This is a genomic window from Intestinibacillus sp. NTUH-41-i26, assembly GCF_032769475.1.
Lineage (GTDB): Bacteria > Bacillota > Clostridia > Oscillospirales > Butyricicoccaceae > Agathobaculum > Agathobaculum ammoniilyticum.
Genome location: NZ_CP136477.1, coordinates 240725 through 259011 on the forward strand (window position 1 = coordinate 240725; position 18287 = coordinate 259011).

Consider the following 18287-nt stretch of genomic DNA (forward strand, 5'->3'; position numbering starts at 1 on the left):
TGCTCCTCATACTATTGATCGCAAAGGTTATTATGGCGCTATGCAAAAGCAATATCTGCTCTTTAATTTGCTGTGATAACAAAGAGAAAATGAAAAAAACTGCCCTGTATACGAGGCTTTGTATGCAGGGCAGTTTTTTCATTACATCCATTCTATGAACACATGGCTTGGTGGTTTTGAAAAGTTATACTTTTTTAAAGGCAACTTCATCTGTATCTGATATTTTTTAATCGGCTGATTTTGAAACAAAAAGAGATAAAGATTTGAGAAAATCGGTATAAATACAGTATCTATCCGTAAAACAAGAAAAGAAAAATAAGAAAAATTACAACGAAATTACAACAAATGAAAGAGCTTGATGTAACAACTTATGCAAAGAAATATAGAGTTATGGAAAAATGACACTTGAAAAAGAGTGTCTTTTTCTATGCAGTATAACAGCAGACTATTTCATTTCTGCTTGATTACTCTAAAACTTATTAGTCTATGAATATTTGATTAACTGATTTTTTTATTTCCATTGACAAAAGTATGAAATTATACTATACTGCACGAGTATGATTTCATACTAGGAGGATAACAATGGAATTCAAACAAAATCAAGTACTACAAGAGTTTGACCGTATCAGTAATTTAATTAACGAATTTTATCATGAAATAGCTTTAAAACAAGGTTTGTCTGATAGTGCGTATGAAATCTTGCAAGCTATTCTTGTTTTAGGAGAGGGGTGTACGCAAACCGAGATTTATAAATATTGCTATTTGAATAAGCAAACAGTCAATTCGTCGGTAAACAAACTTAGAGAAAATGGTTTGATTGATTTCACCAAAGGAACTGGACGAGAAATTTATATTCATTTTACAAAGACTGGAAAAGAACTTGTAAATGAAAAAATTTTACCTATTGAACAAGCTGAAAACGATGTTTTTGGAGAAATGACAAAAGAAGAACAAAAAGAAATCGTCCGTCTAATGAATAAATATCTTGATAATTTTAAGGCTAAAGTTGACAATATTATAAATGAATAAAGGAGAAAAAGTATGGTTCACAAAATAATAAGTACAATAGGGCTTGGAATATTGGGTATTGACCCGATTACTGCTGTTTATATGATAAGTATGGGGCTTCGGAAGGACAGTAAATCAAAAATATCTTTATTTTGGTTTTCATTTATGGGATTTTCTATTTTGATAGGAGCAGTTTTAGCTACAATATTTGGTGTATCAGCCGTGGAGATATTACGAAGCTTTACACCAGAAGCAGACAGTCCATTATGGGCAGTATTACAATTTGTATTATCTTTGATTGTTGTTATATTCGTCATTAAAAAAATATTTTATAAAACGAAAAAAGAGGACGAAAATAGAAAAATAGTAGAAGGTTCTTCGTTTAAGTATTTGTTTACTGGATTTGTTTTTTCCATAACTTGTTTCACAGACCCAACCTACTATGCTGTGATTTTACTTGGCGGAGAGTCGAATAATTTTCTATCAGCAATTTTATTACTTACGATTTGGTTTTTGGTAAGTCAGTTTATGGCTGTTATCGTATATATAGCAAATCAGATGAATTTATTAAAGAAACTCGTGAAATGGGTGGATAGATTAAAGGAAAAGGGGCTTAAGACAGTCGTTCATGTATGTTATATAATTTTGCTTGTAGTTTCATTTGGTCTTTTGCTTGATTCAGGATATTATTTGGTAGCAGGTAAATATCTATTTTAATCCGATAATCCTCAGTTTGTGCGGAAGATAAGTGCAAAATCTCAACAACCGACGGAGCGATCCGCCCACGGTGGCGGTCGTAAGACAATACGCCACGCCAACTTTGCTGGCGAGGGGGCGGTTCACTTCGGCGGTTGGGCGAGCGTAGCGAGCCGTTCAAAGCCCCCGTTATCTAACAGGGGGGTACTATTACAAAAAACAAAAGACAAAGCACATACAAAGTCCCGATATGAAACGATGTACGAAGTTATAAGGACTTACTGTACTTCACACCCTGTCTTTTCTACCCGACAGGTAAAAATCAGCATATCGGAAGCAAAAAATACAAGGTGTATGCTCCTATGGGCGTATGCCTTTTTTGTTTCAAAATAATATTTTTCTAAAATATGTACTTTTTTAATGAAGTTTTAATGAAAGCACGATATACTACAGATGTACTAAAGGAAAGGGGTTCTGGGACATGAAAAAAGGATTAATGATCTCAATGATGGCGTTTGGCGCGGCTGCAATGCTGGCGGGATGTACGCCAACTATAGCTTCGAGTGCAGGGAATGCTGGCTATCCGCAGCAGGGGGCGCCGTCGCAAACGGGATCGCTGCTGCAAAGCGGGCAGGTTCCGGTAAGTGACATGCCATCAGTAGAGCAGGCTGCCGTGGCAGAGAATCAGGCAGCGACGAACCAGAATTCCGGAAACACAGGCAGTGGCCAACAGCCAACGACCCAGATCAGTGAGGAACAGGCGAAGCAGATTGCTCTGGAACATGCTCAGATTAAGGAGAGCGATGCGGCATTCCTGTGGGCAAAGCTGGATTATGATGATGGCGTTCTGGTATACGATGTGGAATTTTACATTGCCGAAACGAATACGGAATATGATTACGAGATCGATGCAGCAACGGGAACGGTCCGAAGCTTCGACTATGATGCGGAAAATTATACGCCGTTCCAGCAAGGTGCGCAATCAGGGCAGCAGATAACGGAACAGGAAGCAAAGCAAATCGCACTGGCTAAGGTATCCGGTGCAACGGAAAGAGACATAAGGCTCCATCTGGACTATGATGATGGTTGGGTGCTGTATGAGGGAAAGATTATTTATCAGAACATAGAATATGATTTTTCGATCGACGCATACAGCGGTACGATTCTCGAATGGGAAGCAGAATCGGTTTTTGACTGATTTATTTTTAAGATATGATAACGAAGGGGAGGACAACAAAATGAAAAAGATGATTTGCACGGTGGCGCTGGCATCCCTGCTGTGCGGTTCCGCATTTGCGGCCAGCGGCTCCTATACGGTAGCGGCGGAGCTCAATCCGGATATTCGGGTTCAGATAGACGGGGTGGAGCGTACATTCTACAATGTGCAGGGGCAGGAGGTCCATCCGATCAGCTGCGGGGGTACGACGTATATCCCGCTGCGGTCGATTGGCGAACTGATGAATAAAAATGTTAACTGGGATGAAAGCAGCTATACGGCGACGATCGGTGGCACCCGTACGACCGGCAACGCAACCGGCACCCCAGACCGCAACGCAAAGGAAGCTGCTGTCAACCTGACAATGGAGCCGAACTATACAATTGTTATTGATGGGGTAGATCGCACATTTTATGATGTGAATGGCAAGGTGTGCGATCCTGCGGTCTACAATGGCTCCATCTATCTGCCGATCCGTGCGATTGGGGAGATCATGGGCAAATCGGTGTCCTGGAACGAAGCGGCCCAAACGGTTTCCCTGAACAGCAATGCATCCATTGGCGGCGAAGTAACGGATTTTGATACCTCGAACCCTGCAACAACGCCTCCGAGCGATCCGACTACACCCGTAAATCCCGCGACTCCGTCTACGCCCGCGGGTACAATCACACTGGAGCAGGCAAAGCAGGCAGCTTTGAAGCACGCGGGAAAGACTGCGGCGCAAGTTACCTTTGTAAAGGGTACGTTTGACTATGAGCATGGCCGCCCAGTATATGAAGTGGAATTCATCGAAGCAAACGGGACGGGATACATGGAATACGACTACGAGATTGACGCTTCTACCGGAGCGGTACGCAGCTATGATTTTGACGCAGAGAATTACCGTCCAGCCGGCAATCAGGGCAGCGCGTCCGTGGGTGTGACAGTGAGTGAAGCGCGCGCTAAAGAACTGGCGCTGGCAAAGGTGCCGGGGGCGTCGTCCGCTAACATTTATAAATTCAAGCTGGACTTTGATGATGGCCGTTGGGTATACGAAGGTGACATCTATTATAACACTATGGAGTATGAGTTTGAGATCGATGCAAATACCGGTGCTTTTGTGAGTTGGAGTGTAGAATCTATTTACGACTAAGGGAAGGGCAGGGAGGCCGATAGACGGCTTTCCCTGTCTTTTGTTTACGCAGGCGCTTGCAGAGGACAAGCTTCCTATCCATTCGACAATTTTTTCTGTTATCATGGAAATGCTCTTTCATTTTCAGTGAAAGACGCTCTTTCATTCTTTCCGAAAGCCGCCCTTGAAAATGGGCGGCTTTCCACATCACAAAATACGGCCCGTAAAAAACTGGACATATTTAATGTGATTTTAATAGTATGGATATAAAATATATATATAATAGCTTTTATTAATTGAAATCAGGGGTGGAAAAGTGTGATAGCATGGAGCGATAATTATTTAATGGGAATAGCTGAATTTGATAATGAACATAAGAAATTATTCCAAATAGCAGAGCAGATATTAAATAGATTGCGGGTACGCGGCGATGAAGAAGGGATTCGAATGTTCATCTTGCGTGAAGGGTTAAAGTACTTAAATGGATACTTCCTGGAGCATGCTGCACATGAAGAGGCCTATATGAAAAAGATTGGTTATGAAGGTTATTCCCTGCATAAAATGCAGCACGATGACTTCCGTGAATGCCAGCTTACGAGATACCACAAGCTTATGGAGAGTGGAGCCTGTAGCAAAGAAGATATCTGGGATTTTGTAGGCTCAGGGATTGGCTGGCTGCTGGAGCATATTACAACAGCGGATATGGCTATCGTTGGGAAAGGGGAGTTCAGCAAGCCAATTAAGGCCGACGTCAATGCGACGGCATTAGAAGAAGAAATCAATATGCTGTTTTCCGTAACGCTGAACATTGAAGTCCGATCAAAAATTGTGAGCTCAAACTACAATGGGGATTCCTTTGGGAAAGCGGTATGTCAACGAATCGTTTATGAAACTGGTGGACGTAAAAAGACCGTAATTTCCGGTATTGAGCGTTCATTTATGATGAAAGTAGCAAAAATGATTTATGGAGATACTGCATTAGACGAAATGGATCTCGTACTATCTACAGTGGAAACGTTTGGAGCGCAGTTCTGGCTCACTTTTTATCGCCAACTCACAGGCGATGACAGTCAAATTATTGTTAGGGAAAATCAATTCCTGATAGGCAGAACACTGAAAGACGAAATACGGAAGATGAGACCGGCCGCCTCACTGCTATTCACCTCAGACATGGGGAAATTTTTTGTTGCTACGAACTCAGAATGCGTTATTGCAAAAGGCGTGTTTAACCATACGGGTTAAACACGCCTTTTCAAGTGAGGCATCTGATTTTCCTTATCATAGGGATTGGAAACCGGCTTTAACAAGCTGTATACGTGCTTTAGGTCGCTTTCAAAGCCCATATCCACGAATGCCTTTGCAATTCCGGCAGTTGTATCAGTAAGAACTACAGACGCGTGCGGCAGATAGCTGCGCTCTGAAAGCTATGTAAAAAGAAGGATCAAAGCGGGAGCGCTGGTCTTTCTTTTTATGTGGTTGTTTCGAGTTAGGCGTGAAATACAAGCGTTATCATTATATGAGAGTATGGTATAACATCCATACTTAGTAATGCAGCTCCACGCGTATTAAAAGCTGTTTAATTGCTTGAATTGAAAATAATCAGGTATGCTTGCCTGATTACAAGAAACCCCTTTGAAGCCGGTTTAGCTAAGGTACTAAAAAATATAAATGGAACTTATTATTCAGGAAAGGCGTGCTTATGCACGCCTTTCCTTTCGGTATACGCTATAAATAGAGTGTGCTTTCAGGCTGCTTTCAAAGCCCGTATCCCCTGGGACCGTATCTGCAATTCCTGCTGGTACAGTTGCAGGGAATGAAATTCCTCGTCTGTCTCCGTCAGCTCCTTCTGGAACAGCGCCTCGTAGCGCTGTTTTTTTCTCCTTCAGATCCTCTATACGGCGGACCCAGCGCTCCATGATGGCTGCGCTCTGGCAGCCGCTGTCTATCAGGTAAGCTGCCTTCTCCTGGTACTCCTGCGCCTCTCTGCGTGCGAGTGCATAAAACTCGCCGGCCATCTTTTCACGCTGCTTTGCATCGTCAGCCATAAAAAAACTGTTCACCACCAACCCATCGTTCAGTTCGTATTTTACAAAAGCAGACAAGGAGTCTGTTGGGATAGCGCACTTTACCGTGGGAATCTCGTTTTATGGCGAACTGTTGACACAAATTTGAGGTTGTGTTATTTTTCTATATATAACTCTAATAAATATATAATGGTGCTTCTTGTAGTTATACAAGAGTCTCTTATGATCAGGATTGAAAATCCACGGCAATTTGGGATAGAACAGAGAGGTCGGCAATGAATGTTGCTATTTGTGATGATAGTTTAAGCGAAAGACGGACTATCCAAGAATGGATAACGGACTATTTAGGGGAAAGACCCCAACTGGCAGGACAGCTTTTCTTGTTTGAAAATGGTAAGGCATTGCTGGATGCGGTGAAAAAAAGAGGAGGGTTCGACCTATATCTTTTAGATGTTATCATGCCGGAGATGAATGGTATTCAGAGCGGATTGAAGTTGCGAGAGTTAGGTGCGGGTGGAGAAATCATCTACCTGACTTCCTCCAAGGATTATGCTGTAGATAGCTATTATACCAATGCTTTTTTCTATTTGCTGAAACCGGTGGAAAGAAAAGTGCTGTTCTCTGTGCTGGACAAGGCTGCCGAAAAACTAAACAGGCGGAGAAGAGAAAAAATTGTAATTAAGACGTCTGAAGGACAGAGATGCATTCTGCTGGATCAGATTTTGCTGGCAGAGAGGAAGGGACACAGTGTTCAGTATTATTGTACAGAAGAAACAGTGAACAGTTTAACCTTTCAAAGCACCTTCCGTGAGGTGATGACACCTCTGTTGGCTGATAGGCGGTTTTACCTTTGTGGAGTCAGCCTTGTATGTAACCTTCAGCGGATATCTGCAATTACGGGACAAAATGTTGTGTTGGACAATGGAATCAGTTTTACTGTTCCACGGAGGGGCGCGGCTGCCCTTAAAGCAGCATGGGGTGGGTACTGGCTGACGGAGGGGGAACGCTAATGCCGGTGCTGGGAGTGCTGTCCGTTTCGACAGTCATTGGCATGGTTCTTGTAAGTATTTTTGTGGAGAGCCGCTTTTTTGTAAGAAAAACAGCGTGGCTTATCAGCATGGCTGTCGTCTTGATGATAGGCACGTTGTCGTTCCTTGCAGTAGTTTGGGGTGAGGATATTGCTGTACAGTTTTATACGCTGGTCGTCCATCTTCCGGCTTTTATCCTCTTTACCTGGATTGGGCGATACAGGGGCTGGAGACTGTTGTTCCAACTTCTGTCAGCAATCCTGTTCTGCTTTTTTATTCAGCACGGGGCGGCGCTAGTCTACTATTTGTCAGGATTTAACACCCTGGCGTGGATTGTTTCCTATAGCCTGTTTTCTGTTGCCGTGATATATTTTGTATGGCACTACCTGCGTCCTATGTTCCGCAAGATGCTATGGGAGGTACACCACGGTTGGGGGCTCATGTGTTTGGTGCTGGGAGCATACTATGGGATCACACTTTATCTGATTCCAGGATATGCGGGAACCGAACAAAGCAGCACGGTTTTGAAAGTGAGCCTTTCTCTGATGATGGCAGGTGTATACACCCTGTTGATGATCTTTTTTTCAGTTACCCATCAGGAAACCGAGAGCAGGAATTCCGCTCAAATGGAAGCCTTGCAGATATCAGCCTTAAAAGATCGTATAGCTGCAATGGCCGCAGCGGAGGACGAGGTACGCATAGAACGGCATAATCTTCGCCATCAACTACAGACAATAGCTGAGTTAATCCGAAAAGGATGCGAACAAGAGGCGTTAAACGTTATCAGCAGTACACAATGCCACTTGCATGAAGCGCCCCTTAAACACTGGTGCCAGCCGCCGGTAATAGACGCAATGTTTTCTTTCTATTTTGGGCAGGCCGAACAGAAGGGTATCCAAGTGCAGGCAGATATTTCGCTTCCAGATTGTACGCCTGTGGATGAGACTGAATTATCCATTGTTTTTGCGAATGCTATTGAAAACGCTATCCATGCCAATATGGCTTTACCTGTGCAGAAGAGATGTATCTGCTGTAAGATTATATGTCGTCCGGCGCTTATGTTTGAAATAAGCAATCCGTATGCTGGGGAGATCCGTTTTGATGAAAATGGATTCCCGATTGCTTGCGAAGAGGGGCACGGCCTGGGGACGAAAACAATTGCAAATTTTTGTGAGAAATATAGTGCTTTTTGCCAATATGAAGCTGTAAACGGGCGGTTCTCGCTCCGTGTCGTATTATAGGATTAACGCGATAGTAAGACAGCAGCTTTAATTAGAGGTCCCAATATCATGTCAGGTAATAAAAAGCGATATGTACCTAATGAAAAGGTGCGTATCGCTTTTTTCATTGGACAAAGAACCAAATCAGAATAATTATAATCCAATTTTGCATATATTCTCAAAACATCTATGCGCTTTGCTATAATAAAATCAATAGCACTATAGTACATAATTTATATTATGAGCATAATGAAAGAAGCGATTTTGCAGTTTTTTAGAGGAAGAAATGTTAGGAGCAGCTGAAGCAAGTGATATACGGGAAGAAAGGATGTCTGACTTGTACTGGAAAAGTAAGCAGCAGATTTAGAAAATGCTAATTAAATCTTCAGGAGGGACGCCCCTCCTGGTAGGAAAGGGATACCCCTTTCCTACCACAAAATCCTTGTAAACCATTACAGCACATATCGGAGGAAGTACATGAAAAGAAGACTGATCAGCATGATGCTAACCCTGTGCATGGTACTCTCAATGCTTGCGCCCACCGCCTTAGCAGCAGATGAACAGGGAAATTTGACGCAGGCTTCGGGAAGTGAACAGGCAGAATGTACCTGCACCATCCAACAGGAGGAGGGCGCTTTTATCCATGCCCCAGACTGCCCGTTTTATACTGCACCCAAAGAAGAAAAGCAGGAAGAAGAGGCTCCGCAGGCAGATGTGGAACAAATTCTGGACATGCTGGAAGCCCTGCCGGTTCCGGAAACGCTGGACGGGGATTGGCGGAATGCCCCAGCAGAGGATATAGCGGCCGCCCGCACCGTTCTGGAGGAGCTGAACGAAGGCGACATTGATCAGGTTCCGGAAGAACTGCTCGTCAAGCTTGAGGATCTGGAGCATATCAGGGATACCGTAGGAGACTGTGCGGACTTGGGCTGCCCATACCATTACCAGCCAGAGGCTTTGTCTGAAATGGAGGAGGGCAGAGAGGAAACCCCGGACGCTCTTACTCTGAGTGATCTGGTCAGCGAATATGGAATCACGCCCCCGATACAGCCGAACGCAGTGTGGGAAGAACAGCACCCGCAGACAATTATTATTGGGGAGGACAATCAGAATAACGCCCATACGGGAGAGCCGGATGGGGATATGGACAAATACCTGGATTTTAGAAACAAAAAGCTGCCTATTGAACTTTCCTTTGAACTGCAGGAGGGTGAATTGCCGACGCAAAGCGCCTTTGTAGCTATCAAGGCATACGATGTGGACGAAGAAGATGGGGAAAATGATTTTGTCTATTTAAACGATGATATTTTTCTGCCTATGGATCAGGAATGTGACCAGTTTTCTAGCTTATTCTATGGCAAAACAACGTACAACAATGAGAACATTGGATACCTGTCTGGCACGAACGGGACATGGAATACAACCGTGCTGGAAATCCCGCTGGAAAAGCTTCGCGTCGGCACGAATACAATTTCCATAACCGTTGCGAAGGGGTGGTGCGTGGAGGTAGACTGGATACAGGTGATTCTGGATGGCGGCAGCAAGGACAGCAGCATTTCCGGCTTTGACCTTACGCTTGGAACGCCGACTGGCACCGCCCAGGTGACCGTTCCCGCCACTGTCACAATCGAGCAAAGCGGAAATACGGTGTATCATACAGAATATACGCTGCTGAATGAAGCGGGGGATGCGCTGGATGCGGCGTTTGGACAGGCATCTGAAACAGAAACTGTTCAGTTGACAATCCCCAAGAATTCAGAAGACGGCGAATATAAGGTGGTGGGCCTGCTGAAAGATGATGATGAAAACATCAAAGCAATGGACACAGTTACATTCCGTCTGAAAAACGGAGTACCGAACTTCGCTCCGATTCTGACGCATACGCTTTCTCCTTCCTCACTTACGAAACAAAATGTAACGGTTAACGTATCCGTGGATGACCTTATGGGCTGCGAGGGGATCACAATTATCGGGCCTGACGGCAACGGCGCAAATTACTCAGCATCCCAAAACGGCGAATATACCTTTACTGTAAACTATACATGGAATGGGCAGAAGCTGACAGACAACTATATCGTTAAAGTGGACAATATAGATAAAGAGCCGCCTGAGATCAAAGCTGGCGATGTGCCGTCCGTTTATGAGGATACAACGGATGAAGAGGTGGAAGCCTACCTCAAAGCTGCAGTATCCATTACAGATAATACTAAGGTGGATGAAAACGGGACTGTCTGGGAGGGGATAAAGGGTTTGGCTGCATCCAGCGGTCAAAAGCAGGTTACAGTCACTGCCAGCGATATGGTGGGTAACAAGGCAACGGAAACAATTACGGTCACCGTTCTGCCCAAGCCCTTGGAATTGACGATGGAAAATCCCGAGGGACCAGATGACCAGACGTATGCACTGAAAGCTACCCTGAAATATACTGGCGGGCTGACGATCACGGAATCAGGCTTTGTATGGGGCAGCATGCAGAACCCTACGCTCAGTGTCAACAATGGCAGCGCAAAAACAAGTGTTCCGGTGACGCAGAAAGGGGGAACGCTGTCTGCCACGGCTGATAAAATCGCCGAGGGTATAAATTACTATGCCAGAGCTTATGTCAAAACAAGCGATGGAGGAATCTACTACAGCGACACAAAAACTTTTGGCATAGGAGCGCCACAATACGGTGTCTTTTCCATTGAGAATAATGGAAGCAACACCTTTACCATTAGCCGTGCGGGAGGCAATGAGGGTGCGCAGACTGTCTATTACCGGACGGTGAGCGGCTCGGCAGTCAGCGGCACGCATTTTACCGGCGTATCCGGAAAGCTGGACTTTGATGAGGGCGAAGAAAAAGAGACCGTTACGGTCACAGAACAGGGAGCTTCGGCTGCTTTCGAGGATAAACAGGCCACCCAGTATTCCAATGCAGACAGAATATACTGGCTGGAGATCTACCGAGTCGATGGCGGCGCCACCATCGACAGCGGCAGGAGCCGCGCGCAGCGCACGATGACAGTGGACCAGGAACACAGGGTTGACCGCAGGATCTTTAATGACTTTGAAAAAACGATAGCAGGTAGCAGTCACGAGCATGGCGATAATACTGACGACGGAGGTCTGGGCTGGGCGGAAGGGAAAGAAGGCACGGACAGAGAAACGCTTGATATAACAAGTGTGTTGACAACCCCTGGTTATTGGCGGTCGTTGACAGGCGCGGAACTCCAATATAAGATGCAGTTTAAGGCGAAAGAGATTGATGACGGATATCAGCATATGCAGGTCACGCCGGGAAACGATCGGCAGGATATCAGTTTCTGGCCTTACGAAGGGAACTGGGACGGCTCCCCACCCCCTGCAAATACCGGCGGCGCGCGCTATGCCTGTACCTTTGAGCATGGCGGTAGCAAGAGGAATACGACGCCCGCCCAATATTATCTGCCGGACAGCAGTGGCAGCAATCCGGACAACGCCGAGTGGAGCGAGCGATGGGCAAAGGGGATTGACGGCGGGAAAAGCTACATTCCTCTGCCGCTGGACGAGGACAAGGTGACCATTAGCTACGCGGCCAGCGGCAGTGGCAGCGACAACTGGGAGACACAAAACGAGATACATTATTTCCGTATTGGCGATACATCGGAGCCGCAGCTCTTGGGCGTAGCTCCAGTAGAGAACGGCTACCGGATCGGGGATCAGATTACGGTTTCCCTGGTTTTTGACGAGATCGTGGACCAGAAGAACAGTGCAATCAACGAGGCGGCATTAAAAATTAAAACCAGTTGGGGCGATTTTTCTTATGCCGGCGGTGCAGATACAAATGTACTTTACTTCACGGGAAAGATTTCAGACACAGCAGATGGAGCATTAACAATAAACAGCATTGAGGGCGCTGAAGACATCAGGGATATGTGTGATGATGAGGGAACGAGTACATCCTCAGAGACGGGAAACGCCGGCGGCAATGTGGATACAGCGGTTCCGGTTATTACAGTCAGCGAAAAGGCCATTGCGGAGGATAACAGCAAGCTCTCTGCGGTAATATCCTCTACCAATGCCACCAGCCTCCAGTACCGGTGGAGTACGGAAACGCAGATGCCCGTAGCGTGGCTGACAGGCGCTTCCGGCGAAGCAGCGGCAACACTGTCCGCTGACGTACAGGAGCAGCCGGCAGAAAGCAAAACATATTATCTGCATGTGCTGGCAACCAACAAAATAAACGGTTCTACATCGTATGCCCGTGAGGCTTTCACATTGCATTCAGGTACGGGGGGAGGGATACCTCCTGTTTATATCGCGCCGGAGTTGCAGGTAAAGGCAGAGGACACACCGGAATGGACAAAACAGAGCAGGAAGATTTTAGTAGACTGGAAGCCGGCGGATCAGGTTGTTTCCTATACCGGACCGAACGGGAGTACAGGGACGGTGACAGGAGACAATGGCTCCGGCCAGCTTGAAGCCGAAGAAAACGGGATATATACTTTTACTCTGAAAACGGATGACGGTGTTCTAACAAAGCAGGCAGAAGTGACAGGCATCGATAAGGTGAAACCGGAAATGACGATCCGCGCGCCGGAAGCAGAGGATGTCTATACGCCTGTGAAAGATGGGGAGGAGCAGGAGGAAGTCCATGAGCCAATCATCTATCATGCTATTACGGTTGGCGGAACGGCTTCGGACAACCTGTCTGGCGTGGAAAAGGTAGAGTATGTATTTGTTGAACAAAACAATGCGCCGGAGGGTGGTTGGACACAAGCTGTACTGAAAGACGGTAGCTACAGCTTTACTTATACCGCGGCACAGGAAAAGGAGACAAAGCTGTATCTCTTTATCCGTACAACCGACAAGGCGGGTAATGCGGTGATTGAAACGGCCGGCGAGACGCCATATACGGTTGTAAAGGAGCCGGCTCCCGGGACAACCGAAATTCCTGAATTCTCCTTTCAAGATAGTGGTTCGGGCTGGACAAAGGGGCCGGTGAAGCTTCAGTGGAATGTATCAGCGCCGGAAAGTGGTTTTGAAGTGTATCCGTCGGATCAGCCCGTTGTGAGGGATGAACCAGTCGGAGAAATACGGGCGGCAAAGAACGGCCGGTATACAGTTGGCGTCAAGGTCGGAAACGGTGAAATGATAGAAAAAAGCGTGGTGGTCAACAGAATTGATAATGAAGCGCCATGGGTGGATATTTCCGTACCCGAAGGATGGGCAAAAACCAAAACGGTAGAGATATCCGTTACGGATGACCAGTCGCAGCAAGTGGATGCGACTGGAAAAGTGACAGGATACAGCGGCAGCGGTATTGCATCCGTGGAATGGAAAACCGAAGATGGAGAGTATAGTAAAATCGGGGCTGATGAGAGCGGCGGTTATCAGTTTGTCGCGCAGACAAATGGAACATATATGGTCAGGACCACCGATAACGTCGGTAATACAGAGGAATACAGGGTACTGGTCGATAAAATTGATGTTACAGCGCCCAAGATAACGATTGGCGACATTCCAGATGACTGGCAAGGTGAGGAGCAGGAAATTGCCATTACAGCGGAAGATAACGAAAGCAGCATACAGGAACTCAAGTATGCGATAGCAGAAACTAAGGGGACACCGCCCAGTGATTTATTTACGGTTGAGAACGGTAAAATCACTATTGCCCAGAATGGAAAGTGGTATATTTACTACCGGGCTGAAGATCGGACTGGCAATATTTCCTCCGGTTGGAGCGAAAAGCCGGTTATGGTAGATATGACTACGCCTATTCTTTCGATTACCGGAGGAGAAAAGGGAAGCGAAGAGCTTTCCCTGAAGATAACGGCAACCAACGGTCCTTCGGGCGTATCCATCAGCGCTACTCATGGAACGGAAAGCAGCGAGCCTGTAGAAGGAAGCTACAAGATTTTAGAGGCGGGCGAGTACATATTCAAAGCAGTGAGCGGCGCAGGGAAAACTGCAGAGAAGAAAGTGACAGTCCACAAAATAACCTTTACATGCAGTGAGAGCAGCGTGCCTTCCACGCAGCTGGTAGTAAATGGTGGACAGGCGGTGAAACCGGCGGATCCTTCGCGTGCTGGATACAAATTCGCAGGATGGCAGAAGGACGGTACAGAGTATGAATTTGGTACAGGCGTGACCGAAAATATTGAATTGACCGCGAAATGGGAGTTAACAGGGCCGGAGGTGAAGCTGAAGGCTACGCCGGCTGCAGAGACAGCATATACCGGACAACCTGCCATCACACTGATTGCAGAAGCAAGCCATCTGGAAAAGGGAGTGACCTATCACTACGAATGGGAAAAAGACGGTATCCCGCTGGAGAATGAAGGCAGTAGCCTGGAACTGACAAATGTAAGCGATTCCGGCACATATACGGTTACCGTGACTGTGGCAACTGCAGCCGGCGAAAGCGCGAAGTCTTCGGACAGCATTGAAGCGGTTGTCCGGCCGGCAACTGTGTCCTTTGCTATTCAGGCAGACGAGACAACATATAATGGAAAGCCTCAAAAGCCAGTGGTAACACAGACTGTTGGACAAACTCCGTCTGTGGGAGAGGATTTCACAGTAAGCTATGAACAGGCTGGGAAAGTGGTATACAGTCCGACGGAAGCGGGACGTTACGATGTTATGGTAACGCTTACAAGCAAAAACTTTGCATTTGAAGGTGGACTGGATAAGAAGAACATCGGCTCCTTTTGGATAAACCGAAAACCAGTGCAGGTTATCTGGCGAGGGTTGGAACAAATCTACAGCGGACAGGAACCTGAAAACGTAATAGGGCTTAGCGGCGTCCTGCCAGGAGAGGATTGCGGGCTTAAACCGATTCCCTTGCAGGCAGATGCGGGAATATACCCTTTGCAGGCGGAATTAACAGGGGAAAATGCTGAAAACTATGTGCTGACAAACCCAGATGCGGTATTGACAATCCGTCAGGCACCGGTGGCTTTTGAGGTAACGGATAACGTTGTACAGTACACAGGGAAGCCGGTATATGCCAAAATATCCCCCAGCATAGGAGGGTTTGATAAGTATGCAATCACCTATTGGGATGAAAATGGGAATCTGGTTGCAGAGCCGTCTGCAGTTGGCACATATACGATCCAGGCGAAATTGACAGACAAAAACTATCGTCACACAGATGCCGCCGATGGCGCAGCCCGAAAAATTGGTACACTGACTATCACAGAGCAGGAAGCCCGCACCTATTCGGTTTCCTATACGGGAGAAGGAACGGAGGGTGTTCCCAAGGAGGAGGGGCTGGCGGCCAGCTCTGTGGTACTGCTGCCAGATGCAGAGCGTGCAGGCTTTGAACTGACTGGCTGGGTGTGGGACGGTGTATGGTATTACCCAGGCAGCCTGTTTATGATGCCGGCGGAAGACGTTGTCTTTGAGGCGCAATGGGAGCCGGTATTCCAGATAGGCGGCGAAGTTGTCACCGATGAGACTGAGAATCCAATAGCGCATGTAACCGTAACATTGAAACTGGGGGCTGAGGTGATCGCTGAAACTGTGACAGACGACAAAGGGAGGTTCTCTTTTGATGGCGTTTCAGCCGGTATCTATAATCTGGTAGGAAGCTATAATGGGATTATCATGACTATCCAGGCGGAGATCCGAAAAGATGAGAACAGTATTACGATTGAGATGCCGCAAGGGAAAACAAACTCTATAGTGAGGGTGGCGGAGGATGCGCCGAGGTTAACAGTTGGTAATCTGGAAACCGTCTTTACGGCAAAAGAAGCGTCCGAAGAGTTATACACTGTGGCTGACAGCAGGACTGTGCAGGCTGGTGGTGTTGTAGAAGTGTGCATGACTGCAAAAAACGTTTCGGAAAGTGAGGCGTATGAAGCGTATAAGCAGGTAAAAAGGCATGACCAGGACACCAATATCGGGCTGATTCTGGACTTATCCATTGAAAAAAACGTCCGGGCACAGGATGGAACGGAGCTTCCAGAGCAAAGCATCGAAAATGTAAAGGACACAGGAGTTTTGCTGGAGACGCGGATCCCGTTAACACCGGAATTGCAAGATAAGGACAGTTATACTGTTTATCGCATCCATGAAAGTGAATTGCAAACGCTGACCGAAAAGGCGAACAGTGATGGGGAGCGTATCGAACTGGCGGATGACGGGAGAACACTCATTATTTATGCTCGCTGCTATTCTACCTATATGATAACTTGGAAGCCTGGCCATTCCAGCAATGGCGGTGGTAATAGCAGTGGTACGACCAGCAGCAGATATCCTATTTATGTGGAAACCGACGGCAGCGGCACAGCGGACTCCAACAAGGACAAGGCCGCGTCCGGTGAGACGGTCACGATCACCACGGAGGGCGCGGTGGAGAGCATCACCGCAACAGCCGACAAGACCGGAAAGGAAATCGCGCTGACCGACAAGGGCAACGGCAAATACACCTTCAAAATGCCCAGCTCGGCGGTCACGGTCAAGGTGCAGTTTGAGCAAAAGCCGGAGATTCCCAGTGTGGCCGACCCTGACGGCACCGGCGTTTCCTCCATGCTGAACACCAGAGAGCACATAGCTTACATGGTAGGCTATGAAACCGGAAACTTCGGCCCGGCAAACAACATCACCCGCGCCGAGGTGGCGCAGGCGTTCTACCGCCTGCTGCTGGACCAGAGCCACAGCCAAAGCCCGTCGTTCCCCGACGTGGCTGCGGATGCGTGGTATCACGAGGCGGTTGTGACATTGGCGGCCAAGGGTATCATCACTGGCTATGAGGACGGTACGTTCCGGCCGGAGCAGCCCATCACCCGCTCTGAGTTTGCGGCTATTGCGGCCCGTTTCGCCAGGGCCAGCACCGACAAGGCGCTTACGTTCCCTGATGTGCCTGCGGACGCATGGTATCGCGGGGCTGTGCAGACGGCGGTAAGCTACGGCTGGATTAACGGCTACGAGGACGGCACTTTCCGGCCTGAGCAGCCTATTGGCCGTGCGGAGACGGCGGCCATCATCAACCGGATGCTGGCCCGCATTGCAGACCGCAGCGCGGTGGACGACGGAGCAGGTACGCGGTTCCCTGATGTGCCTGCAAGCCACTGGGCGTTCTACGACGTGGTGGAGGCTTCCACGGAACACGATTACACCAGAGACTCCAACACGGCTGAGGAAAGCTGGAGTTAATTTGACCTCCGGGGGCTTGTCCCCTGTACCGAGGCCGCTTATGGAAACTCCCCCAACAGGAGAAGCGGCCAGAACCGAATAGCACCACAGGCGAAAAGAGGCGCGAATGTCATTTGCGACATTCGCGCCCCTTTTTTATCCGACCTTTTCCGAGTGGATTTCCCATAGTTCAGCAAATACCTGAAAAAAACAGGGAAATATAACCCGCACCGACAAAATCCGCGGTGACTTGGCAGGGTACTTGCCTCTGGGAGTGTTGACAAAGCCCCTCATTGAAAAAAATATAGACACGTTCTTGTCTGGTCAATGCTTGTTCTGTATAGGCTGGAGGTATAATATACGCAGAGGTAATAGGGCTTGATGGAGGAAAGAGGATGCCTGCTTTTTGCGGCTCTGGCTGTTATTAAACGCCATACCGCCCACATCGGACAGCATATCCGCGCTCACCGCGCCGATATTGACGCTTTTCATTATAGCATGGTAGCAGCTTCTTGACGTGTGATTAATTTCTTTGGGGCGAATAGAGAAGTCGTTCCGGTACCGCCGACACCGTTTACTATTCCCAAAGCTGTTGCCTGTAGAACATATTTAGAGTTGGTATCAGCATAATAGCAATGCGATGTATCTATAGATGAAAGATCTAATCCACATACGTTTAACAGAGAGATTGCCATTTCACAAAATTCTTCGCGTGTGATAGGCTGTTGATATGAACTCTGCAAATGATCAGGAACTAATCCGAGTTTAACGGCTTCATCGCAATCGTTTTCTGCCCATGAAGATGGTGCGGCAAGTGAACATGTAAAAGTTAGTAAAAAAGCTAAACTAACGGAAATTAATTTTTTCATAGTGTATCCCTCCGCTTCC

At 47.2% G+C, this 18287-nt stretch carries 10 protein-coding genes; 8 read left to right on the forward strand and 2 right to left on the reverse strand.

Translation table 11 applies throughout. The features are described 5' to 3' along the window. Positions 1-582: 582 nt before the first annotated feature. The 5 genes from RX717_RS01095 to RX717_RS01115 all read left to right on the forward strand — a co-directional run bounded on the left by RX717_RS01095 (position 583) and on the right by RX717_RS01115 (position 5273). Positions 583-1029: a MarR family winged helix-turn-helix transcriptional regulator gene (locus tag RX717_RS01095; RefSeq protein ID WP_054328558.1), complete on the forward strand. Its 447-nt coding sequence runs from the start codon at positions 583-585 to the stop codon at positions 1027-1029. Between the two features lie 12 nt (positions 1030-1041). Further along, positions 1042-1725: a hypothetical protein gene (locus tag RX717_RS01100; RefSeq protein ID WP_054328557.1), complete on the forward strand. Its 684-nt coding sequence runs from the start codon at positions 1042-1044 to the stop codon at positions 1723-1725. A gap of 460 nt (positions 1726-2185) precedes the next feature. Beyond that, complete coding sequence (locus RX717_RS01105) at positions 2186-2902, forward strand: PepSY domain-containing protein (RefSeq protein ID WP_316960505.1); 717 nt, start codon at positions 2186-2188, stop codon at positions 2900-2902. A gap of 40 nt (positions 2903-2942) precedes the next feature. Next, entirely contained in the window at positions 2943-4052 is a 1110-nt protein-coding gene (locus tag RX717_RS01110; protein ID WP_186950565.1) for a PepSY domain-containing protein, read from the forward strand. A gap of 297 nt (positions 4053-4349) precedes the next feature. Next, entirely contained in the window at positions 4350-5273 is a 924-nt protein-coding gene (locus RX717_RS01115) for a bacteriohemerythrin (protein ID WP_147574587.1), read from the forward strand. 455 nt (positions 5274-5728) lie between these two features. On the opposite strand, the gene RX717_RS01120 is transcribed toward RX717_RS01115, so the two are convergent. Next, positions 5729-6133 (reverse strand): DUF6744 family protein, encoded by a 405-nt coding sequence (locus tag RX717_RS01120; protein ID WP_147574588.1) that lies wholly within the window; start codon positions 6131-6133, stop codon positions 5729-5731. Positions 6134-6330: 197 nt separating this feature from the next. On the opposite strand from RX717_RS01120, the gene RX717_RS01125 reads away from it, so the two are divergent. The 3 genes from RX717_RS01125 to RX717_RS01135 all read left to right on the forward strand — a co-directional run bounded on the left by RX717_RS01125 (position 6331) and on the right by RX717_RS01135 (position 17420). Continuing rightward, positions 6331-7065 (forward strand): LytR/AlgR family response regulator transcription factor, encoded by a 735-nt coding sequence (locus RX717_RS01125; protein ID WP_054328437.1) that lies wholly within the window; start codon positions 6331-6333, stop codon positions 7063-7065. Next, positions 7065-8324 (forward strand): sensor histidine kinase, encoded by a 1260-nt coding sequence (locus tag RX717_RS01130; RefSeq protein WP_054328436.1) that lies wholly within the window; start codon positions 7065-7067, stop codon positions 8322-8324. The genes RX717_RS01125 and RX717_RS01130 overlap by 1 nt, the downstream gene beginning before the upstream one ends. 456 nt (positions 8325-8780) lie before the next feature. Next, positions 8781-17420 (forward strand): S-layer homology domain-containing protein, encoded by an 8640-nt coding sequence (locus RX717_RS01135; protein WP_316960506.1) that lies wholly within the window; start codon positions 8781-8783, stop codon positions 17418-17420. A 470-nt stretch (positions 17421-17890) separates the two neighbouring features. Here RX717_RS01135 and RX717_RS01140 read toward each other — a convergent pair whose 3' ends face one another. Continuing rightward, on the reverse strand, positions 17891-18268 hold the full coding sequence (locus RX717_RS01140; RefSeq protein ID WP_082397014.1) for an S-layer homology domain-containing protein: 378 nt from the start codon (positions 18266-18268) through the stop codon (positions 17891-17893). Positions 18269-18287 lie beyond the last annotated feature (19 nt).